The organism is Mucilaginibacter sp. (assembly GCF_028288205.1).
GTDB lineage: Bacteria > Bacteroidota > Bacteroidia > Sphingobacteriales > Sphingobacteriaceae > Mucilaginibacter.
This window is the reverse complement of the sequence record NZ_JAQBOD010000018.1, coordinates 40,401-63,636: the sequence shown is the minus strand read 5'-3', so window position 1 is coordinate 63,636 and position 23,236 is coordinate 40,401. Positions and strand designations below refer to the sequence as shown.

Genomic DNA, 23,236 nt, shown 5'->3' with positions numbered 1-23,236 from the left:
ACCTAACAACTTATAATCAGCAAAAAGTAAAATCTTAAATACATAAGTCGGATTACCGTTTATTCGATTGCATTGCCTCATCGGGGCTACCTGTTTGCAGTCATTCATTTATATAAAATATTTGCCCCAATCGGGCCAAAAACTCGCGCCACGTTCCTTACTGCTACAAACGGATAACCCCGATGCGGCAAAGAATATTTATATCGGACCTGTTTTAATTAAGGATTATACCTCTATTTCGTCAATAGCTGCAGTTACCCTGAAAGTTCTGCGATGATAAGGCGTATAACCAATTTTCAGGATAGTTTCGCGGTGTTTTAAAGTTGGGTAACCTTTATTAGTGTGCCAATCATATTCGGGATGTTCGGCCGCTATTTGTTTCATATAATCATCTCTGTAGGTCTTGGCTAAAACAGATGCCGCGGCGATGCTGAAGTATTTACCATCGCCTTCTACAATACATTCATGTGGTGTGCTTTGGTATTTATTAAACCGGTTACCATCAATTATTAAAAACTGGGGTTTTAAATGCAGCTTATCTATTGCACGATGCATAGCCAGGAAAGATGCGTTAAGGATATTTATTTCGTCTATCTCTATATTATCAACAATGCCCACAGCATGGGCAATGGCTCTTTGCTCAATTTCAATACGTAACTCGTAACGTACGCTTTCTGTTAGTTGTTTGGAATCATTCAGCAGGCCATGATCGAAATCATGAGGTAGTATTACCGCGGCAGCAAAAACCGGACCTGCAAGGCAACCCCTGCCGGCTTCGTCGCACCCTGCCTCGATAAATTTATGCTGATATCTTGCTAATAACATTTGATCTTAAAACGTAGCTGTAAAACTATTATTTTTATAGACGATACCTTTAATGATTTATTATCTAAAAAATCCTCAACGTCAATAGGGTAATATCATCAATAGGCTTTCCTTTTATGCCTATATTTAGATGATTCATTAAGGTCTGGTTAAAATTATCGGGCGATAATTCGCCATGTTTTATTACAAAATCTATAAGCAATTCTTCATTCCAGGCTTTGTCACTATAGGATTCAAAATCCAATAATCCATCTGTATAATTAACCAGTAGGCTGCCGGGCTCAATATCTATTTCACCCTCATTTAAAAAAGGCAATTGTTCAAATGCCCCTATCATGGTGCACCCTAATTTAAGCGGAATAGCTTCACCCTCCGAATATAGTATGGTAGCATTATGGCCGGCATTTATGTAATTAAGCCTGCGCGTGTGCTCATTGTATTTAGCAATGAACAAGGTAATAAATCTTTCGCCTTGTGTATTAGAAACCACTTTTTGATTTAAGCGATCAATAATATTGGTCAGGTCATCCTCCACCGCGGCCCAGGCATGCAGGCTTGCCTGGAAATTAGCCATTAATAATGCTGCCGAAATTCCTTTACCTGATACATCGGCAATGCACCATATAAATTCATGGTCGTTAAGCCTGATAAAATCATAATAATCGCCGCCAATATTTTGATGGGGTAAGTATTTTGCGCCTATTTCAACACTGTTATCTTTATGCATCCTTAAAGGGATCAACATATTTTGCACTTCGGCAGCAAGCTCCATCTCTCTTTGAAAACGTTCTGATTGCAGTCTTTCGCGGAACAGCTTTTTATTTTCGAGCGCGACAACTACCACGTTTATCATGGTTTGAATAAAATTCAGATCATTGCTCAGCATTTCGCCGGAGGTATTAAAATCGCCGATCAAGGCAAATGCAAGCGCTTTGCTTTTATGGTATATTGGGATAAAAAAATCGTAATTTTTAAGAATCGGGTCGGTATTGCCGGCTAATGATTCAGGAGATTTGATCTTACTTAATGTTGCACATGAACGGTGCAATGCGCCAACAGGTTCGACGGGGCCGCCATATTTAGAAATACAGGAATAATTGTTTTCCTTCTCTATTAAAAAGCGAAACTTGCCAACTTGCAAATAGTTTTGCAAAATTACCTCCAGCATCTGAATTAACACAGGTGTGGACGCGTTCTTATTGATAGCACGGGTTACCTCCAATAAGGAGTTTAACTCGGACTGTCTTTTTAAAAGTAGTCTAATTAATTCGTCCTCACCGGAGGACTGTCCTAAGTTTTGCATTTCGGGGTCTCGGTGTGCCTAAATTAGAGAAAAATTATAATTTAAATGCGTGTACTTTGCGATTTAATATCAAAAACATCTCTAAGACCAACCGTTACCAGGTTAAACGCATACACTATCAGCATGATAGCTAATCCGGGAATTATTGATAAAAATGCCGAATCCATAATAATATAGCCATAATGTTCCTTGATCATGCTGCCCCAGGTGGGCATTGGCGGCTGCGCGCCGAACCCTAAAAAGCTAAGACCGGCCTCTAATAATATAGCCGATGCAAAATTTGATGAAGCCATGACCAATATTGGCCCGGCTATATTGGGTAAAATATGCCTGCGGATGATCCGCATATTGGTATAACCTAATGATCGCGCCGCCTCAATATATTCTGTTTGCTTTATGCTCAAAACCTGTCCGCGCACTAACCGGGCAACCTCTACCCACATAGATAAACCTACGGCTATAAATATTTGCCAAAGGCCCTTACCTAAAGCAAAGGAAATAGCGATAACTAACAATAACGCGGGTAATGCCCATAATATATTCATAAGCCAGCTAAGCGCGGCATCTACCCAGCCGCCAAAATAACCCGCTATAGCGCCAATGGTTACCCCAATAAGCAAACTAATAATAACCGCCATTAAACCTACTGACAAAGATATGCGTGCCCCTAAAATTAACCGGCTGAGCATATCGCGTCCATATACATCAGTACCCAGTAAAAAGGTTTTATGGGCGATAAAAGCGGGTGGCCCTTTAGCTAATACCGCCGCAGGTAATTTGTATGTTTTTTTTTCAGGTTTATCTTCGTAGCCAATATATTCATTTACCTGTACAGAATCTTTCAGGATACGGTAACCGGTAATAGGTATATCCCGGTAAAAGGCTGGCTGCCCAAACAGCATTTTTGTAAAAAAATCAACAGTATCTACGTGCTCAGGTTTTATAAGCCGCAGCATCATGAATTTGGCACCGGGCTTTTTTATGCTGAGTTGTATGGTCTGGTTATTAGCCGATGGGGTAGAGTCGGGCATTATTAAATAGCCCAATATGGCTATAATGATAGTAACTATGATAAATAACATACCGGCAACAGCAAATTTATTGCGTTTAAATATCTTCCAGGTGCGCTGTGTGGGTGTGAGTTCGGCCAAGTGTATATTTTTGTTCCTTTTGGTTAAATATCGTTTAATTTGGGTGCATTGCCAATTTTTTGAACGTGATTTGCAGGATTTATGAGATTGTTATGATTGAAAAAGCACGAATCGTAAAAATATTCAAATCAAAAACAATCACGGCCTACTTCACCATTCTGCCTTTCCAGTAATATTTGCGGGCATTGGTCATTATACCCAAATAGGCCAGGTACAGCATATGTAACGGGGCAACTATTAATAGTAGCGGTAAAAGGGCGGCGCGTTTAAAAAACGAGCATATTAAATATAGAAATATGGCTTCAATTAAACACTTTAAAGCAAATTGTATTAATACAAGCTTAAAGAACCAGCCATCATAAAAACCCAAAGCAACGTTTAGCAGCATAGTTATATTAAACAGCCACATAAAAAGAGCCATAGCTATAACTTTTTTATCCTTGTATTTGGTTGATTTTGATGCCCAGCGGCGGCGTTGTTGTAAAAACTCTTTCAGTGTGTATTTGGCATGGGTATAAACAATAGCTTCTTGAAGGTTTAAAAAACCAATTTGCCCGGGATACCGCTCGGCTATCTTTTGCAGTAATAACTCGTCATCACCTGATGCCAGCTCATCGATGCCTGCAAATCCACCTACCTCATAAAATACATCTTTACGGTAAGCAAGGTTAGCGCCATTGCAAGTTGATGCCCTTTTATTTCCAATAAATGCCCCGCCTATGCCTATCAGGAATGAAAATTCCAGCGTTTGCATCCGTTCAAATAATGATTTCTCTTCAAAAAAAGCAACCGGCGATGATATCATGACCGGGTGATTAGCTTCATAATAGCCAACAACAGATGATAACCATTGCGCGCCCATTCGGCAATCGGCATCTGTAGCTACCATCAGCTCGCCCGATGACATGCCTATAGCCGTAGCAATTGCCTTTTTTTTATAGGAGTTTAATGGCTGTGCTTCATTAAGCTGCAGCAATTTTATGCCCCGGTTTGCATAGCTGCTTATAATAGCAGAAGTGCGATCGGTAGAGTGATCATCTACAATAATTATTTCTGTTAGCTGTTTGGGATAATCCTGGGCCAGTATATCCTCTATGGTGTAATGTATCCTCGCTTCCTCATTACGGGCAGCTATCAACACTGTCACTTTAGTTGTAAAATTGCTGGTGTTAATTTTAGGCTGCTTTAAATTAAGCCATCCTTTTATAAGGTATAGCACCAACAACAGGTAACAACCTGTTAGCAAAAAGCAAATTATACTATATGTTACGCTCAAAGAATTTTAAATTAAAAATAAATACTGAGCCTAAAATAGCGGGAATTATCAAATTTATAAGCCAGATGGATGTAAAGGCGGCAATTATAGCAATATGTTGGTTTGTTATATAGGCAAACAGCGTAACAGCTGCAGTAGCGCGCACGGGTACATCCAACAGATCAAGTGAGGGCAGGGCCGATTGTATAAAGAATACAATAAATGTCATCAATACCACATCATGAAACGCGATATCAGGTATCAATAAATGTATTACCAGGTAATACTGGAATGAAAAAATGAAAAATCTTGTTAAGCAAAAACACATTATGTTTAACAATTCTTCAAATTTATAGGCACCCATTATATCAAAAAAACGGTGGTATTTTTTAAGGAACGATATACTGTTTAACAACCATACCAGCCATTTAATATTAAAGTAAAATACCAGAAACATGCCCATAATAACAACAGCAAGCAGTAAAATTCCGCCCAGTGCCCATGTATTAAGGTTAAGAAAAGTATAAGCGAACCAAACAAAGGCGCCCGCGCCCAATACATTGGTAATAACGTTTTGCCCGAACGAGCCTACTGCCATAGCAAAAACACCATGAATACGCTTACGCGGGGGTAAAAACATTACCCGGCCACCGTATTCGCCAATACGGTTGGGTGTGAATATGGCCCAGGTTAAACCACAAAAAACACCCTCGATAGATTCCCATAAAGTTATAGGCACCAGGTTACGGGTTAAATGCTGCCATTTCAAACATTCTACCAGCCAATTGGCAAACATTAAAAATATCACCACGCCCATAACAATAATAACGTGCCGATGGTTAAGGTGATTTATAGAAAGCTCAAACTGCTTTAAACTATCGCCCTTTTTTAAGTACTGATGATAAATAAATACGAAAGCTAAAACCAGTATGGTGGCTTTTAGCAATATGGAAAGGAATTTTTTAGCGGCTTTGGTCAACTACAAATATTTATGCAATGTTACAAAAAAGACAGCAGTAGTAATTTGAATATGTACAATTACAAAATATGGATGGATTTGTTTGATGAGATACAGCCACTTACTATGATATTTATTAGTTATTTTTGTATAAATGAATCAATACACTCATACAGTTGCCAATAAAATAAAGCAGGTAGTTCAGCAGACCGACCCATCTGCCGTGGCTATATTGTATGGTTCGAGAGCTACCGGGAAAGCAAGAAAAGACTCGGATTGCGATGTTTTGATTTTGGTGGACAGGCCGTCCGTAACGCTAAAGGATGAACAGGTTCTTATGCATAATTTATATGATCTGGAATTAGAAACCGGAGAGCCTATTTCAACATTTGTTTATTCAATGCAGGATTGGAACACTAAATTGTCAATTACTCCGTTGCATGAAGCTATAAAAAAAGAAGGCATAGTATTGTGTCAATAGTATTGACTTTATAAACCAAATACAACTTCCTGAATCCTATTAATTACACTTTTAAAAGTATCAATTTTAAGTGATGCCCCAGTACGTGTAATAACATCTTCCGGATAAAATAGCTGAACCATATGACACACAGCAAAACCGCTACGTTGATTTCGCGGACTATTAATCATTACGGGAGTTATTTCAAAAGTAAAATCAGGGTAAATATTTTTAGTGGAAAGTAATACTGCATAGAAAAAACCTTCTATCTCAAAAATTTCATCTACAGAAACAACTACAGCAGGATGGGTTTCGGATTTTCCTCCTGTGTAAAAGGCTATTTCTACAATATCCCGTTGCCGGATGTTCATAGATATTTTAACACCTCGTTACGCGTTACCTGTGCCCGGTGCGAAAAGTGTTTCTGGTAATCCTCTTTGGTGAGTTTATCTAACTTAGATAGTTTCGACTGCCTGACTTTAACCCCAAGTTTCTTTAATTGAGCTAAAATCTCATCAGTATGATTATCTGGAATATCAATAGTGAAAGTTGTCATAGCTTGATTCAATAATTAATCATAACAAATTTAACACTTTAATTTTAATTTATTCTTCAATAAGGCTTCTTTCTTGCCCCAAACCCTTTTCAAAATCTTCAATACTCTTTAATAATCTTGCAGCATTAGCAGGGCTTTTCAATAAATAAGAAGCCTCACTAATGAAATTATATTTTCTTAATATTCTAAACCATAAGAATTTTAATTTTTGACCAAAGGATTTAATCGTCACCTTACAACCCCATCTCCTTCTTCAAAAACTGTCCGGTAAAGCTATCCTTCACTTTACATAATCCCTCGGGCGTGCCCGAGAACAGGATATTACCACCACCCGATCCACCTTCCGGTCCAAGATCAATAACATGGTCTACCACTTTAATTACATCCAGGTTATGTTCAATTACCAATACCGTATTGCCTTTATCTACCAACTGATAGAGTACGCCTAATAAAACGTTAATATCTTCAAAATGCAGACCTGTTGTTGGCTCATCAAGAATATAGAAAGTATTGCCGGTATCTTTTTTAGATAGCTCAGTTGCCAGTTTAACCCGTTGTGCCTCACCGCCTGATAAGGTGGTTGATGATTGCCCCAAACGGATATATCCTAAACCAACATCCAACAAGGTTTTAACCTTACGGTGGATAGACGGAATATGCTCAAAAAACGGCACTGCATCCTCAATGCTCATGTCCAGCACATCGCTGATGGATTTACCTTTATAACGCACTTCTAAAGTTTCGCGGTTATAGCGCCTGCCGCCGCATTCTTCGCAGGGTACCTGCACATCAGGCAAAAAGTTCATTTCTATCACTTTCATACCCGCGCCCTGGCAAGTTTCGCAACGGCCGCCTTTTACGTTGAACGAGAAACGCCCCGGTTTATAACCACGAATCCTTGACTCGGGCAACGCTACATACAGGTTACGTATATCAGAGAAAACGCCCGTATAAGTAGCCGGGTTTGAGCGTGGCGTGCGGCCTATGGCGGTTTGGTCTATCTCAATTACTTTATCGATGTTTTCTAATCCTTCAATTTTATCATAAGGCAGCGGATGCTTTTTGGCCCTGAAAAAATGATGATTTAAAATAGGGTATAAGGTCTCGGTTATCAGGCTTGATTTGCCACTGCCAGATACACCGGTTATGCCAATCAGCTTCCCTAATGGAAACTCAACACTAACTTTCTTTAAATTATGACCCGTAGCCTTTTTAAGTGACAGGGTTTTACCATTACCCTCGCGTCTTTTCTTGGGCACAGCAATTTCGCGCTCACCGTTAATGTATGATGTGGTTAGGGTATGATGCGTCATTAATTCCTGCGGAGTGCCTTGTGCAACAATCTCGCCGCCATGTACACCGGCAGCGGGGCCCATGTCAATTACGTGGTCGGCCTGTAGTATCATATCCTTATCATGCTCAACCACTAATACGGTATTGCCCAGGTCGCGCAGGTTCTTTAAGGCATTTATTAAACGTTCATTATCTCGTTGGTGCAGGCCAATGCTTGGTTCATCCAGAATGTACATTACATTCATTAATTGCGAGCCTATCTGCGTAGCCAATCTTATACGCTGCGCTTCGCCACCTGATAGCGTTTTGGCAGTACGGTCAAGCGTTAAATAGCTCAGGCCCACATCCATCAAAAACACAATACGCGCACGTATCTCTTTTAAAATCTCTTTGGCGATGACGTTCTGGCGTTCTGTTAACCTGTCTTCTAAATTCCCGAACCATTGCTGCAAGGTACTGATATCCATTATGGATAGCTCGAATATATTTTTATGGTCGACCTTAAAATGCAGCGATTCCTTTTTCAAACGTGCACCATCACAAACCGGGCAGGCTTTTAGTACGCGATAGTTTTCCATATCGTCCATACCTTCTTCGCCGCGGCGCTCCTGCTGCTCTTCCAGCATGCGGATGATACCATCAAAACTTATCTGGTAACTTTGTACGTTCCATTTGTTATACTCAACAGAAACGGTTACCATTTCGGTAGTGCCATTAAGAATAATATCCAGCTTGTCTTTTTCCAGTTTATCAATTGGGGTCGACAGTGAGAATTCAAACTTCTTCGCCAAAGCTTTCAGCACCTGGAATATCCATGTTTCGCGGTACTCGCCCAAAGGCGCAAGGCCGCCATTCAAGATGCTCAACTTAGGATTAGGAATTACCGAAGCTTCATCCACCTCAAAAATATATCCCAATCCATTACATTTTTCGCAGGCGCCATAAGGCGAGTTGAACGAGAAGGTATTTGGCTGCGGTTCATCGTACGATATACCCGAAACCGGGTCCATCAGGTACTTGCTAAAATAGGCTACATTATTATCTTTATCGCCTATGCGGATAATGCCTTTTGCAATTTTTAAAGCCGCTTGTATAGAGGTATATAACCGTTTGCTATTTTCTTCACTCACCTGTAGGCGGTCTACCACAATATCAATATCATGTATTTTGTAGCGGTCTACCTGCATTTTAGGCTCAACATCGGCAATGGCACCATCTATCCAAACCTTTAGGTAGCCCTGCTTACGTATCTGCTCGAACAATTCGCGGTAGTGGCCCTTGCGGGCTTTTACAACCGGGGCCAAAATATTTATCGGCTCATCTTTAAACTTTTCTGATATAGTTTTCAGTATCTGATCTTCAGACATGCGCTCCATCTTCTCGCCACTAACGTACGAATATGCATCGCCGGTACGGGCAAATAGCAGGCGCATAAAGTCATATATCTCTGTAATGGTGCCAACGGTTGAGCGTGGATTTTTACTGGTGGTTTTTTGCTCGATAGCGATAACCGGGCTAAGGCCCGATACCTTATCTACATCAGGGCGCTCCATGCCGCCCATAAACTGGCGTGAATAGGCCGAAAATGTTTCCATATAACGACGCTGGCCCTCGGCATAAATGGTATCAAACGCAAGGGATGATTTGCCACTGCCACTTAAGCCGGTAATAACTACCAGCTGGTTACGCGGAAAAGAAACATCAATGTTTTTTAAATTATGTACCCGGGCTCCGTAAACTTCAACTTCACTTTGCTCGCCAAGGTCAATGGGTTTTTTATTCATATATTTAATTAGTGATTGAGTGGATGAGCGAATTAGATGAATGAAAATTGGGCGGTTTGCTATTTTTTAACATCCTGTCAATCACTCAGTCACTCATTCAAAACTCACGCATTAAAATCTCCGCAAAGATAAACAAAAAAGCCCGATCTGCCAGTTGGACAGATGGGCTAATAGTGCTCCGTAATAATAATTATTACTGTAGTTTTTAGTTATAAACTATAAAGTTTTTAGGCGCTACATAGGTAATATAATTACCATAGCCATATCTCTGCGGATTGCCTATTATAGCCTTCATGGCAACTAAATTATAAACGTAATTACCTGTTTCGCGATTTAACTTCATACGGAAATAATTTTTCTCACTTTGGCTGCGAATGGCTTTTTCTAATTTAATAGAGCCATTGTTGTAAGCGGCGGCAGCCAATGTCCAGCTGTTAAACTCAACATATAACTCTTTAATGTACTTGCAGGCGGCGATAGTTGATTTACGAATGTTTTTACGTTCATCAATACCCTTGCCAACTTTTAAGCCATAAATACGCGCGGTGCCCGGCATAAATTGCCATAAACCTGCCGCGCCCTTTGACGAGGTTCCTTCATTTAACCCCGACTCCACTAAGGGCAGGTATTTAAAATCTTCGGGAATACCATAGGCTCTTAAAATTGGCTCAATAATAGGGAACAATTTTTCGGCTTTAATATGCAGAATGTGTGATTGAACGTTCTTGTAATTATGCCTTTTTAAAGAGTTTTGCAGTTTGCGATATACAGTAGTATTTGAGGGTAAAGCTTCATTAGCGAAGCTATAATCATTTGTGGCATCGGTTTTATATGATATAAAACCAGAGATGCGGTGGCTTGTTTTTGCTGTTGGTTTTATAACCGTTGTACTGCAAATGTTAAGCTTGAAAATGACAGCCAGCACAAGCATTACGGAGCACGTAAATAAGTGTTTTTTAATCATTTTTTTTCTATTCATAGAACGATACATTTAGATAAATGTGAAACAAAGGTATGATATATAAAGCAGATTGTCAAACACTTAACCTGTTCTTGTTGTTTTAATAATTTGAAAATAGTTTAAAAATCGCACTTTAAAGTGGTTTAAACACGGTTTTTGAACCGATGAAAAAAGTTGAAAAAACCACCCGAAAACCGGCAAAAAATCTTACCTTTGACCCTCACGCTGCGAAAGCGCAAACATAAAAACTATGGTATTTAAAAGACCAGCAAACGGTCGCGACGACCGGAATGGCAGATCAAACGGACCCTCAAAAGGCGGCGATAATAAACGATCTTCTTCCACCCGTGGAAACTCTTCAAAAAGCACGGACAGACCCAACAACGATAGTTCTAAAAAAAGATACTCAAGCGGCCCTGCGGCCGAGCGTAGCTCTTTCTCATCAGGAAGCGAAAAGAAAAGCTTTGGACCACGCAAGCCATATTCTGGCCGCCCAACCGGCGGAGACGACGAAAAGCCAAAAAGAAGCTTTGGCGGCGAATCAACCGGCGAAAAGAAAAGCTTTACCCCGCGTAATAAACCATATTCAGGCAGACCAACGGGAAGCAATGATGATCGCCCTAAAAGAAGCTTTGACGGTGAATCATCAGGTGGCAACAAGAAAAACTTTTTACCGCGTAACAAACCATATTCCGGCCGCCCGCAAGCAGGCGGCGATGATGAGCGCCCTAAAAGAAGCTTTGGAAATGAATCTTCACCAAGGAATAGAAAACCAGCCGGTGCAGATTTTGGTGACAAGCCAAAAAGAAGCTTCGGTGGCGAATCAACCGGCGACAGGAAATTTGCAGTTTCGGGTGCAAAATCAAAAACCGGCGACTTTAAGAAACACGAGGGCGATAAACCTTTCCGCAAAGCCGGCGATAAGCCGGTTTATGATAAAATAACCCGCGACCGTGACGCGCCGGTAAAAACATTACGCGCCAAGAAACCAACTAAAAAAGCAGAAGATGAGGGCCTTATCCGCCTTAACCGTTATATAGCAAATGCAGGTATATGCTCCCGCCGTAAGGCCGATGAGCTGATTGCGGCAGGTGTAGTATCTGTAAACGGCGAGGTGGTAAATGAGCTGGGTTTAAAGGTTGACCCGTTTAAAGACGAGATAAAATACAACGGCGAAACGCTTAAGCGCGAAAAAAACGTTTATGTATTATTAAATAAACCAAAAGATTATATAACTACTACTGATGACCCGCAGGAACGCCGCACAGTAATGCACCTGGTTGAAAAAGCCAGTCGCGAGCGGATATATCCAATTGGGCGTTTGGACCGCAATACAACCGGTTTATTGTTAATGACCAATGATGGCGACCTGGCTGATAAGCTTTCACATCCGCGCAGCAACATTACCAAACTTTACCAGGTTGAGCTAAATAAAGCTTTAACACAAGGCGACCTGAACAAACTGCAGTTTGGTGTAGAACTGGAAGATGGTTTAATAAAACCAGACTCGGTAGCTTACGTTGCAGGCGGCTCAAAAAGAGAAGTAGGTATACAGATACACAGCGGAAAGAACCGTGTAGTGCGCCGTATGTTTGAGCACTTAGGCTATGATGTAGTAAAGCTGGACAGGGTGGTATATGCCAATCTTACCAAGAAGGACCTGCCACGCGGCCGCTGGCGCTTTTTGGACGAAAAGGAAGTTATCCAGTTAAAGCATTTGATAAAATAGGCTTATTTATACATTCAATGAAAATCTATTAATTAATTGGCCAAGATTTGCAATGTCAATTTAATTATATATTACATAATTTGAAATAAGACTTGTTATTTCAAATTATGTAATTACCTTTGCATCAACATGCTCACCCCGCTTCTCGTCAGATCAGCGCGCTCAGGGTGAGCCTTTTTTTTGACCTGAATTTTATGCCGAGAGTTCCGTATTCAAAGCCCCCTTTAACTTTTAACGATCAACTTCAACAACTTAAAAACAGAGGTTTAATAATTGAGAGGGACTCTAAATGTCTTTTTTTACTAGAAACTATTAGCTATTATAGATTGAGTGGGTATTGGTATCCAATGCTTCAAATGCCTAAGTCGACTCATGTTTTTAAACCAAACTCTTCTTTTAATTCCTCTTTTAATCTTTATTGTTTTGACCGCGAACTAAGAAAACTGGTAACAGCTGAGATAGAAAAAATAGAAATAGCGATACGGGCTAAAATGATTTATGTATTATCTCATGAATATGGTGCATTTTGGTTTAGTGATGCTGCATTGTTTTCAAATAATGTTAAATTTCGCAGTACACTAAATAGAATAACAGAAGAATATGATAGAAGTAAAGAAGATTTTATAGCTTCATTCAAGGTGAAATATAATAATCCACTCCCACCAAGTTGGATAATATTAGAAGTCTCATCATTTGGGGTATTATCAAATTTATATCAAAATCTAAAACCCGGACGTGCAAAAAGAGAGATTTCTCATCATTTTGGATTAGACGATTCAACTTTTGAATCATGGATTCATAGTATCGCTTACATTCGTAACGTATGCGCACATCATTCACGATTATGGAATAAAGCATTAAGAATATCACCTGTTATTCCCAATAATCCACAAAAAACGTTGCTATCTGTATATCACACAATCAATTCCAATAATGGTTCAATTAGGAATATTAACAATAGAACATATTATATCCTATCAATGATTGTTTACCTCTCAAAAATAGTTAATCCGAAAACTAAATTTAAAAACAAATTCATAAGCCTATTAAATAAATATCCCAACGTTGATCCATTGGCTATGGGTTTTACAAATAATTGGAAACAGGAGGAGTTATGGAAAATCGAAGGATCATTTTTTAAAAGAATAATTGTACACTTGGGTTGGGTAAAGTAAATTATTACTTTGTATTTTTTAATCTATAGTAGATAGCTCTCCTCGTATCTCATCGCAATTGACAATGGGATTTGTGTTCAGGCTAACAACATTCCCCTGCATGTATCATTAATTATACTTTTGATACTCCCGTTTTTTTGCCGAATTTATTACCTTGCGACAGTAAATCAATTAAAATTATCATGAAGAAATTACTAATCATACTAATGCTGGTATCGCCTGTGTTTTGTTTTGCGCAGAAAACCACCCCTAAAACTTATGATCTGCTGATAGGGACCTACACCCGCCGCAATGGTAGCAAGGGCATATATGTTTACCGGTTTTATGCAGAAACAGGAAAAGTGGCTTATCTGAGTGAAATTGACGGGATTGATAATCCTTCGTACTTAGCAGTATCTAAAGATTATAAATTTGTTTACTCGGCGAACGAAGGAAAAGGCCAGGGCAGTGTTGGCGCTTTTAAATTTGATGTTAAAACCGGTAAGCTGGATAGTATAAACCAACAACCCGGCCATGGCAGCCCTGCTTATATAGCAATTGATAAGGATCAAAAAAATGTATTTACAGCCAATTATGCCGGAGGCAGCTTAACGGTTTACCCCGTAGCTAAAGATGGCTCATTGGGCCCCATGTCGCAAAAAATACAGGACGAAGGCAGTAGCATAGACAAAAAAAGACAAGAGGGCCCGCATGTACATACCGCCATGCTATCGCCTGATGGCAAATATTTACTATATACAGACCTTGGTACCGATAAAATAAATATCTATCGTTACAAAGCATCAAAAAACCCGCCGTTAACCCCGGCATCCCCTGCTTTTGTTAGTGCTATACCGGGCAATGGCCCGCGCCATTTGGAGTTTTCGCCTAATGGTAAATTTTTATATAATGTACAGGAAATGGGTTCGGCAGTTACGGCTTATAAATATGATGATGGCAAGTTAACTGCTTTCCAAACCGTTACCATGCTTGCCGACGGCTTTACCGGCGCGGTTGGCGCGGCTGATATCCATATTTCGCCCGATGGTTTGTTTTTATATGCAACCAACCGCGGTGCAGCAAATGAAATTGTAACTTACAGCATTAACCAGGCAAACGGCGAGCTTACCTTTGTTGCCCGCAATAAAGTAGGCAAGGCCCCGCGAAACTTTATTATAGAACCGGCAGGTAATTTTCTGTTAGTTGCTAATCAAGATTCGAACAATATCCTCATCTTTAAAAGAGATAAAACTACAGGCAAGCTAACCTTAACACCTTCAATTATTGAAATTGGCGCACCAGTATGCTTGAAACTGGTACCTGTTGAATAAGCTTTTTAAGCTATAAGCTAATTAAAAAAGCGGCTGCCCTTAATAAAAGGCAGCCGCTTTGCATTTAAATATGAATATAAAATATATTTTAAAAAAAATCAGCATCTCTATAACCAGTTTAGCAACTATATTATTTAGATTATTAACAAATACTTGATTTTAAGATAATTACAATTTTAAGTGTACCAGGGTGTACCCAAGTGTACCAACGTGTGCGTGGTGCAGTACAGTAATAACATTTAACGGGTATAGGTTTATTGCCGCTTCTTCACAGCTTATAATCTTACGTTGTTAACTCAATCCAAACCGGGCAATGATCGCTTGTTTTTTCCCACCCGCGAACATTCTTGTCAACCCCGGCAGTAAGCAGGCGCTGGCTGATATGCCGGCTTAATAAAAAATGATCAATACGTAAGCCTGCATCGCGTGCATATGCATTCCTAAAATAATCATAAAAGGTGTAGATCTTTTCGTTGGGATAAAGTTTCCGTATAGCGTCGGTCCAGCCTTGGTCTGCCAGGTTTTTAAACGCCACCCGCACCTCAGGTCTGAATAGTGCATCATCCAGCCATCTTTCCGGCTTGTAAACATCCAGTTCGGTAGGCATTACATTATAATCTCCGCATAAAACAGCCGGCATATCATGAATGATCAAACTGGCGGCATGTGCCGTAAGCCTTTCAAACCAGGCCAATTTATAATCAAACTTAGGTCCGGGGGCAGGGTTACCGTTCGGCAGGTAAAGGCAACCAAGTATAATACCATCTACCATAGCTTCTATGTATCTGCTGTGCGTATCGTCAGGATCACCTGGAAGGCCGCGCCTTAGTTCCTTAATATCTCCGCTGCGCGATAATATAGCCACACCGTTCCAGCTCTTTTGCCCATGCCAGATGGCTGTATAACCGGCATCATTAATAGCTTGTAACGGAAACTTCTCGTCGGGTGCTTTTAACTCCTGCAGGCAAACCACATCGGGTGTGGTTTCTTCCAGCCAGCGTAATAAAACCGGCAGGCGGCCATTAACACCGTTAACATTATAGGTAGCTATTTTCATATCTGTAACATCAAATCTACACACTAAAAATGTTTAATCCAATGCGAAACGACGCGGCGAAAACACCATTTATACCCCAAATTTAACAGCTGCATTTAGCTGACAAAAAAGCCCCGGATATTGACCGGGGCTTTTTCAATTTTAAATTGATGATACAGCCATTATACTGTATTTGATTTTTTACTTTATTGGGTGATAGTAACGGTACCCATATCTTTTACAGCGCCATTAATTACTGTAACGTTATCTATAGTTTTTAATGCATAAGGGCTCACAGGAACAAAGTTAACCTTATAAATACCTGCAGACAGACCCGGAAAATAAAATTTCCCTGTAGCATCAGCAACAGTACCTACTGTATCTGTGCCCATAATAGCATATACTTTAGGGTAAGATACCACCGGGGTAACTATGCCGGTTAATACGCCCGAAACAGCTTGTGGTATGGTTCTGATAACCGGCTTTAAATTGTATTTACCGCTACCGGTAGCAACAATAGATTGTGCCGCGTCAAAATCAAGCATTAGGGTGTATGCTACGCCGGCAACAAGGTCATCCTGTACTTTTAATTTTACGCCCGAGGTTTGTCCGCTGGGTGTATTCAGATCATAAGAAACACCACCAATTACTACGCGGTTACCCGTGCTATTCAATACCAAACGTACTTCCTGCAGTCTTCCGGCAGGTACATCCACACCGGCAAGTACAGTATCACGCCCCTGCCTAAAGCGAAGTATATCTATCGGTGTTGCATTGACGTCGATTACCTTTTGCCCACCTGCAGATATAATAACAACTTGTTTAATATTTAAAATTACGGCGTCATAAGAACCCGGGGCATCGGTTAGTTTAACTGTAACATGTGTGGTACCGGATGAATCAGAGTTGTTTTTTGTACATGATGCAAATCCTAAACCTGCAATTGCAATAGCAAATAATATTAGCTTTTTCATTTGTTTTATAATTAGTGAATAATATATACCCCCCTATAACAAACATTATACCGATAGTTATTGTATAGTTAAATCCCTTGCCTCTGTTATTGTAAACTGTCTCGCAGGTAGTACATTTTTAGCTTTCAGGCGAATAATTAAAAGGGCCTTTATAAATTCCTGTTACTAATATAGCTTTGCAACAGTTGCCGGTAGCCATCCCCGATAGGTATTTCGCGGTCTTTAATTATTAGCTGGGCTTTTTGGATAGAATCGATCTTATCCAATGCAATTATATAGGATTTGTGTATCCGCATAAATTTTATAGGATTTAGCTTTTCTTCTATATTTTTTAAACCCATACGGGTAATTATTATTTTACCTGATATCATGTTTATACGCACATAATCTTTTAACCCTTCTATAAAGGCTACTTCATCCAGCATTACTTTAACCAGCGAATAATTTGCGTTAACAAACACATGATCGTCTGTTTTTAGGGATGCTTTATTAACCTGCTCCATCATCTTAAACATATTATGTGCCCTTTGCACCGCTTTTAAAAACCGTGGAAATGATACCGGCTTTAAGAGATAATCTACCACATCAAGGTCAAAGCTATCAACAGCATGTTCTTCGTAAGCGGTAACCAATATAGCAAGCGGCTGATTTTTTAATGAGCGTAAAAAATCCAGGCCGCTTATTCCCGGCATTTGTATGTCTAAAAATATCAGGTCAACAGATTGCTCGTTCAGAACATTCATTGCTTCGAATGCATTGCGGCAAGCACCAACCAGTTTTAAAAATGGTATCTGTTTAATATTATCTTCCATTAAATCAAGGGCGAGGGGTTCGTCATCTACTATTAAACAGTTCATGTTTTACGGGCTTAGGAGTTTGTTAAGTATAAGGTGATATTATTATAATGTGATAGTTTGACCATGGGCGTTTAATCTGACCAATAATAATGTTTAACTCTTTTAATCGCAAAAAATTACCCGCTGGTGTGAAAAAATTAAGTATACGTCGCATTTAACATTTGTTAACATTAAAGTTTTCAAACTTAGCGGCATCATTATGAAGAAACTCGCACTAATTTTACTTCTTACAGGAATAACAGCTCTTACTGCCAGTGCGCAGGGAGAATTAAAAAGTACAGTACTGGTAAATGGCTCTTACACTACCACGCTCGATCTTTTTTTAGATAATTTAGCCAGTAAATATCATTTGCAAATTGTTTTTAACCGTGGCCTTGTAAGCCGCTTTGATGTGGTAGAACATTATGATAATGAACCGCTTAAAAATGTATTAAACCAGGTGTGTAAGGCAAATGATTTACATTATTGGGTTGATGCGGACCAGGTTATTTATGTTATTAAAGAACCGCAGGATGTAACTGCTTTAAAGAAAATGCGGGCTAACCCGCCGCCTGAAAATCCCGATAGCCCAATCCCGATACCAAAAAGCACTGTTTCATCTGCTATTATTGTGCATAATGATGGGCCGGCAGTAAAAATTATGCCAAAATCTGTAAACTTTACTATTTCCGGCAAGGTTATAGACCAGGGTACGGGCGAATCATTACCGGCTTCTATTATAACCATACGTAATAGCAAAATAAGCACAACAACTAATGTCGATGGGAATTTTACCATTGTAAATGTACCTGCCGATACCTGCAAACTGGATATTACCTATATGGGTTACCGGGCCGATACATTTGAGTTAACCCCCGAAAACATAAAGGAGAATATAACTATAGGGCTATTTGCCTCGAATAAGGCATTAAATGAGGTAGTAATTAATGATAAAAGAACCGAATCGTTAATGAGTACGGATAAGCGCAGGGTAAGCGTATTGCAAATATCACCGCAAAAGTTAGAAACGCTGCCCAGTTTAGGCGAAAAAGATATTTTACGATCATTTCAATTAATGCCCGGCGTAAGCGGCAGCAATGAATCTTCATCCGGAGTATATGTACGCGGTGGCACACCCGATCAGAATTTGGTTTTGTTTGATGGGTTCACCGTATACCAGGTAGATCATTTATACGGTTTTTTCAGTGCATTTAACAGTAACGCCGTAAAGGATGTTACTTTATATAAAGGTGGTTTTTCGGCCAAGTATGGTGGCCGTTTATCAAGTGTTACCGATATGGTGGGTAAAGAAGGCAATAAAAAAGAGGCTAATTATGGCATAGATCTTAGTTTGTTAAGCGCCAACGCGTTTGCCGAAATGCCCTTAGGCAATCAATCAACTTTGCTGTTAGCCTACCGCCATTCTTACCAGGGGCCCTTATATAATAAAATATTCCAAAAGTTTAACAGCACACAAACAACAAGTGGTGGCGGTGGTGGTGGCACGGGCGGCCCTCCACGAGGAGGTGGCGGCGGCAGGTTTGGCGGCGGGTCTAGCTCGGTTACTGTGCCTACCTCTTACTTTTATGATCTTAATGCCAAATACACCTATACACCCGACCAGAAAAACCTTTTCTCATGGAGCTTATACCAGGGAAATGATAATTTGGATAATAGCCGTATCTTAAATTTACCATCGTTTTTTGCGGGCGGCGGAAATCTTAACAGTACAGATAAAACCACTTATGGCAATTTAGGGTCAAGCTTAAAATGGTCAAGACAGTGGAGCCCTAAATTATACTCAAATACCTTACTAAGTTATTCTACTTACCATAGCGACAGGAACAATAGCACGGCGTTAACTTCAACGAATGCTTCCGGTGTTTCAACCACCGTTAACAGCGGCACATTTGAAACTAATAATGTAAAAGACCTCAGCTTTAAATCTGATTGGGAATGGCAGTTTAAAAATAATTATAAGCTATTGTTTGGCACCTTTGTATCACACCAGGATGTAGCCTATAATTATAGCCAGAATGACACCAGCATATTGGTAGATCAGCACAGGCAAGCAGTAACAGGGGGGGTATATACCGAAGTTGAAGCCAACCCCACTGATAAATTACAAATAAAACCTGGCGTGCGTACAACTTATTACAACCAAACCAGCAAGTTATATTTTGAACCACGCCTGTCTGCAACCTATACAGTTACAGACCAACTTACCTTAAAAGCATCAACCGGGCGGTTTAACCAGTTTACAGATAAGGTTATACGCGAGGATGTACTGTCTGGAAGTCGTGATTTTTGGGTTCTGGCCAACGGAAGTACTATCCCGGTAGCTACAGCCAATCATTATATTAGCGGCTTTAGTTATGAAACCAAAGATTTTTTGGTTGATGTGGAAGGATACTATAAACAACTGGGCGGTTTAACTCAGTATTCCGAACGTCAAACAGGCAACCGCCGTACCGGGATAACGCTTGAGCAGCATTTTTATACTGGTACAGGATACACCAGGGGTGTTGAAGTACTGCTGCAAAAAACACGCGGCAACTATACCGGGTGGATAAGCTATACACTTGCAGACGCCATTAATAATTTTGCTATTTATGGCGGCGAGTTTCCGGCAAACCAGGATACAAAGCATGAGTTTAAAACAGTGCATATGTACAAATACGGCCGTTGGTCGTTTGCAGCCACCTGGATATTTGCAACCGGGCGGCCCTATACTGCCCCTTTAAGCAGTTTTACTATAAATGATTACGCTGGCAATAGCCATAATTATTTAACTATAAGCGCAGAGAATGGCGAGCGCTTACCTAATTATAGCCGTTTAGATGCCGCTGTTACCTATGACTTGATAAAAACAGATAGCCGAAAAATAGGCAGCATAGGTTTTTCGCTTTTCAATATGTACAACCGTGCCAATGTTTGGTATAAACAATACACTATAGTAAATAATCAGGTTATTACTTCTAATGTAGATTACCTGGGCTTTACACCTAATATAACACTTAGTTTAAGATGGAAATAAAAAAATCATTACCCTATTATTATCTATCAGCAATGGTATTGTTTTTTGCTATTGGCGCATTGTTATCAGCCTGCCAAAAAACTAATACCACTACCACCGTATCCGGTATCAATAAGCCTGTTGTTGAGGGCTACCTGGTACCCGGCACCAAAACCCTGGTTAAGGTCTATTACCAGAAATACCTGGATGATACTATAACTTATGGCTTCCCTATTACCGGGCTTAAATTAAATATATCAGACGGGACAAACACCGTGCAATTAGTAGAAACCACACCGGGTAATTATACCTGGGGCGACACTACCTTTATACAGGAAAAAAAGACCTATACCCTTAATTTCACTTATCAGGGCAGTACAGTTTCTTCAAAAACAACCGTGCCTGATAAACCTACCGGCTTTAAGGCGTCTGATACTTTACAAAGAGTTCCATTCAGGGGGGCGGGTATAACAGGAAGTACATTTGTACCGTTAACGTTTAGCTGGACAAGCCCGGCAAGCTGGTTTTATTTAATGGTTTATAAAAACACAAGCACTGCTATGTATCCAACAAATGCTAACAGCAACCCCTACCATGATAATGAAACGCTTATAGGGCAGGTAGCCATTTTTAATACCCAGCCAACGCTATTTGCTTATACCGGTACCTATAAAGTGCAGCTGTTCCATATTAACCAGGAGTATAATGATGCTATAAGTGCCGGCGGCGGCACATCGCTTAGTTTAACCAACCCATCAACCAATATTGTAAATGGACTGGGTATTTTTACTTCAATGCAGGCAGCTACATTAATGCTGGATGTGCAATTACAATAACAGGTGCGGTTTTGTCTTGAAGCAGGAAGCGTGACAACACTAACCGCCGCGTCATCGCCACACTCGTGTCTCGTTCGGCGATGACGCTTGGGGGGAAGCGGGGCATCAACTCCGTCACGTCATCGCGAGTGTAGCTATACTATACCTTTGAACAACTTGCCGCCTGCTGCCTTGTTTTGGCTATTACTTCTACATAATAATTTTCATACACGGGCAGTATTTTAGCCAGGTCGAATTCTTTGGCGCGGGCAAGGGCATTTTCTTTAAAAGTTGCCAGGCGTGCCTCATCTTCCAAAATATAAATGGAGGCATCGGCCATGCCTTGTATATCGCCAACATCTTTCAGGAAACCGGTCACGCCGTCTATATTCAGTTCAGGCAATCCACCCGCGTTCGAGCTTATCACCGGCACCTTGCAGGCCATAGCCTCCAGCGCCGCCAACCCAAAACTTTCTGATTGCGATGGCATCAAAAACAAATCAGATACTGACAGTATTTCTTCAATCGCATCCTGCTTGCCTAAAAAACGGGTATCGTCGCCAACGCCCAGGTCGCGACAAAGCTGCTCACAGTCGCTGCGCTCGCCGCCATCGCCAACCATTAACAGTTTAGATGGTATTTTCTCGCGTATTTTGGCAAATATCTTAACCACATCCTCGGTACGTTTTACCTTGCGGAAGTTGGAGGTATGTATCAGCACCTTTTCGCCATTTGGGGCTATAGCTTTTTTAAAGTGGTCCTTAGCCTGCAGGTTAAAGCGTTTAAGATCTATAAAGTTGGGTATTACCCTGATATCGTTTTCAATATCAAAAAACTCGAAGGTATCCTTCCTCAAATTTTCAGATACAGCCGTAACACCGTCTGATTTATTGATGGAGAAAGTTACCACTGGTTTATAGGTGCGGTCTTTACCTACCAGCGTAATATCTGTGCCGTGCAGGGTAGTTACCACCGGGATATAGATGCCATAGGTCATTAATATCTGCTTAGCCATAAACGCCGCCGACGCATGCGGGATGGCGTAATGCACATGCAAAATATCCAGGTTTTCAAAACGTACCACATCAACCAAACGGCTTGCCAGTGCCAGTTCATACGGTGGGTAGTCAAACAATGGGTATTTAGATACGGTAACTTCGTGATAAAAAAGGTTCTCTGAAAAGAAATCCAGGCGGGCCGGCTGGTTATAAGTTATAAAATGAACCTGGTGGCCATTATCGGCAAGGGCTTTGCCAAGCTCAGTGGCTACAACCCCGCTACCGCCAAAGGTTGGGTAACAAACTATTCCGATTTTCATTAATTATATTGATCTGTTAGGATAAGGAAGATATACTGATTTTTGCTTATGAAATTTCATTACAAGTTTAACAGCAATTATTTAAAATAGTGTTAAGCGGGTGTAATATTAATTTTTGGTGACCGGGTTTTAAATTTCGGATTTAAACTAAATTAAAGTTTATTTGAAATATTTAATTTCCTTATTTTCAATTCATTGCAATTTTTGGGTGTACCAAGGTGTACCAAGGTGTATCAACGTGTACATGGTACAGTACAGTAACAACACTTAACGGGTATAGGTTTATTGCTGCATTTGCTTACTTCACGGGGGGACTAATTTTTTATATGGAATTTAATCACTAAACGCGTTTATATTAATATAGTTTTACTCATTTTTTGGCAGAATAGCATTAAAAATTTATAACTTTTTTGTTATAAAGAATTTTTTCGGCGACTTTTTATTAAAAATTGCCATTTTAACCCTATGTTTATTGATAAGT

The 23,236-nt window shown here is 40.1% G+C and carries 19 protein-coding genes; 6 read left to right on the top strand and 13 right to left on the bottom strand.

From position 1 onward, the window contains the following. Window positions 1-225 precede the first annotated feature (225 nt). From JWR23_RS04390 to JWR23_RS04370, 5 genes are all read right to left on the bottom strand, one after another. Complete coding sequence (locus JWR23_RS04390) at window positions 226-825, bottom strand: ribonuclease HII (protein ID WP_299513427.1); 600 nt, start codon at window positions 823-825, stop codon at window positions 226-228. Window positions 826-889: 64 nt separating this feature from the next. Next, window positions 890-2,047, bottom strand: coding sequence for a PP2C family protein-serine/threonine phosphatase (locus JWR23_RS04385; RefSeq protein ID WP_299513425.1), 1,158 nt, complete (start codon window positions 2,045-2,047; stop codon window positions 890-892). Window positions 2,048-2,169: 122 nt separating this feature from the next. Continuing rightward, window positions 2,170-3,279, bottom strand: a complete 1,110-nt coding sequence (locus JWR23_RS04380; RefSeq protein WP_299513423.1) for an ABC transporter permease — start codon at window positions 3,277-3,279, stop codon at window positions 2,170-2,172. Window positions 3,280-3,424: 145 nt separating this feature from the next. Then, window positions 3,425-4,555 (bottom strand): glycosyltransferase, encoded by a 1,131-nt coding sequence (locus JWR23_RS04375; RefSeq protein WP_299513421.1) that lies wholly within the window; start codon window positions 4,553-4,555, stop codon window positions 3,425-3,427. Continuing rightward, window positions 4,539-5,513: a hypothetical protein gene (locus JWR23_RS04370; RefSeq protein WP_299513420.1), complete on the bottom strand. Its 975-nt coding sequence runs from the start codon at window positions 5,511-5,513 to the stop codon at window positions 4,539-4,541. Before JWR23_RS04370 ends, JWR23_RS04375 begins: the two co-directional genes overlap by 17 nt. 133 nt (window positions 5,514-5,646) lie before the next feature. On the opposite strand from JWR23_RS04370, the gene JWR23_RS04365 reads away from it, so the two are divergent. Beyond that, window positions 5,647-5,973, top strand: coding sequence for a nucleotidyltransferase domain-containing protein (locus JWR23_RS04365; protein WP_299513417.1), 327 nt, complete (start codon window positions 5,647-5,649; stop codon window positions 5,971-5,973). 8 nt (window positions 5,974-5,981) lie between these two features. Here the strand turns inward: JWR23_RS04365 and JWR23_RS04360 are convergent, their stop codons facing one another. From JWR23_RS04360 to JWR23_RS04345, 4 genes are all read right to left on the bottom strand, one after another. Then, entirely contained in the window at window positions 5,982-6,323 is a 342-nt protein-coding gene (locus JWR23_RS04360) for a type II toxin-antitoxin system PemK/MazF family toxin (RefSeq protein ID WP_299513415.1), read from the bottom strand. Next, window positions 6,320-6,508 carry a hypothetical protein gene (locus JWR23_RS04355; protein WP_299513413.1) on the bottom strand — a complete coding sequence of 63 codons (189 nt, stop codon included), beginning with the start codon at window positions 6,506-6,508 and terminating at the stop codon, window positions 6,320-6,322. Before JWR23_RS04355 ends, JWR23_RS04360 begins: the two co-directional genes overlap by 4 nt. 233 nt (window positions 6,509-6,741) lie before the next feature. Beyond that, entirely contained in the window at window positions 6,742-9,585 is a 2,844-nt protein-coding gene (gene uvrA, locus JWR23_RS04350) for an excinuclease ABC subunit UvrA (protein ID WP_299513411.1), read from the bottom strand. 205 nt (window positions 9,586-9,790) lie between these two features. Further along, a complete protein-coding gene (locus JWR23_RS04345) occupies window positions 9,791-10,564 on the bottom strand; it encodes a lytic transglycosylase domain-containing protein (protein ID WP_299513409.1) in 774 nt (257 codons plus the stop codon). A 232-nt stretch (window positions 10,565-10,796) separates the two neighbouring features. On the opposite strand from JWR23_RS04345, the gene JWR23_RS04340 reads away from it, so the two are divergent. The 3 genes from JWR23_RS04340 (at window position 10,797) to JWR23_RS04330 (ending at window position 14,760) form a co-directional block, all read left to right on the top strand. Further along, window positions 10,797-12,275 (top strand): pseudouridine synthase, encoded by a 1,479-nt coding sequence (locus JWR23_RS04340; RefSeq protein WP_299513407.1) that lies wholly within the window; start codon window positions 10,797-10,799, stop codon window positions 12,273-12,275. Window positions 12,276-12,469: 194 nt separating this feature from the next. Then, window positions 12,470-13,450, top strand: coding sequence for an Abi family protein (locus JWR23_RS04335; RefSeq protein WP_299513405.1), 981 nt, complete (start codon window positions 12,470-12,472; stop codon window positions 13,448-13,450). Window positions 13,451-13,632: 182 nt separating this feature from the next. Then, entirely contained in the window at window positions 13,633-14,760 is a 1,128-nt protein-coding gene (locus JWR23_RS04330; RefSeq protein ID WP_299513403.1) for a lactonase family protein, read from the top strand. A 283-nt stretch (window positions 14,761-15,043) separates the two neighbouring features. On the opposite strand, the gene xth is transcribed toward JWR23_RS04330, so the two are convergent. The 3 genes from xth to JWR23_RS04315 all read right to left on the bottom strand — a co-directional run bounded on the left by xth (window position 15,044) and on the right by JWR23_RS04315 (window position 17,627). Beyond that, window positions 15,044-15,817 (bottom strand): exodeoxyribonuclease III, encoded by a 774-nt coding sequence (gene xth, locus JWR23_RS04325; RefSeq protein ID WP_299513401.1) that lies wholly within the window; start codon window positions 15,815-15,817, stop codon window positions 15,044-15,046. Window positions 15,818-16,002: 185 nt separating this feature from the next. Further along, entirely contained in the window at window positions 16,003-16,770 is a 768-nt protein-coding gene (locus JWR23_RS04320) for a DUF4382 domain-containing protein (protein ID WP_299513399.1), read from the bottom strand. Between the two features lie 149 nt (window positions 16,771-16,919). Beyond that, window positions 16,920-17,627 carry a LytTR family DNA-binding domain-containing protein gene (locus JWR23_RS04315; protein WP_299513397.1) on the bottom strand — a complete coding sequence of 236 codons (708 nt, stop codon included), beginning with the start codon at window positions 17,625-17,627 and terminating at the stop codon, window positions 16,920-16,922. 199 nt (window positions 17,628-17,826) lie between these two features. Here JWR23_RS04315 and JWR23_RS04310 point away from each other — a divergent pair, with 199 nt between their 5' ends. Together JWR23_RS04310 and JWR23_RS04305 are read left to right on the top strand one after the other, a co-directional pair. Further along, the gene (locus JWR23_RS04310) at window positions 17,827-20,643 is read left to right on the top strand and encodes a TonB-dependent receptor (RefSeq protein WP_299513395.1); all 2,817 of its coding nucleotides are present in this window, start codon (window positions 17,827-17,829) and stop codon (window positions 20,641-20,643) included. Next, complete coding sequence (locus JWR23_RS04305; protein WP_299513392.1) at window positions 20,634-21,458, top strand: DUF4249 family protein; 825 nt, start codon at window positions 20,634-20,636, stop codon at window positions 21,456-21,458. Before JWR23_RS04310 ends, JWR23_RS04305 begins: the two co-directional genes overlap by 10 nt. 139 nt (window positions 21,459-21,597) lie before the next feature. On the opposite strand, the gene bshA is transcribed toward JWR23_RS04305, so the two are convergent. Continuing rightward, the gene (gene bshA / locus JWR23_RS04300; RefSeq protein ID WP_299513389.1) at window positions 21,598-22,755 is read right to left on the bottom strand and encodes an N-acetyl-alpha-D-glucosaminyl L-malate synthase BshA; all 1,158 of its coding nucleotides are present in this window, start codon (window positions 22,753-22,755) and stop codon (window positions 21,598-21,600) included. Window positions 22,756-23,236 lie beyond the last annotated feature (481 nt).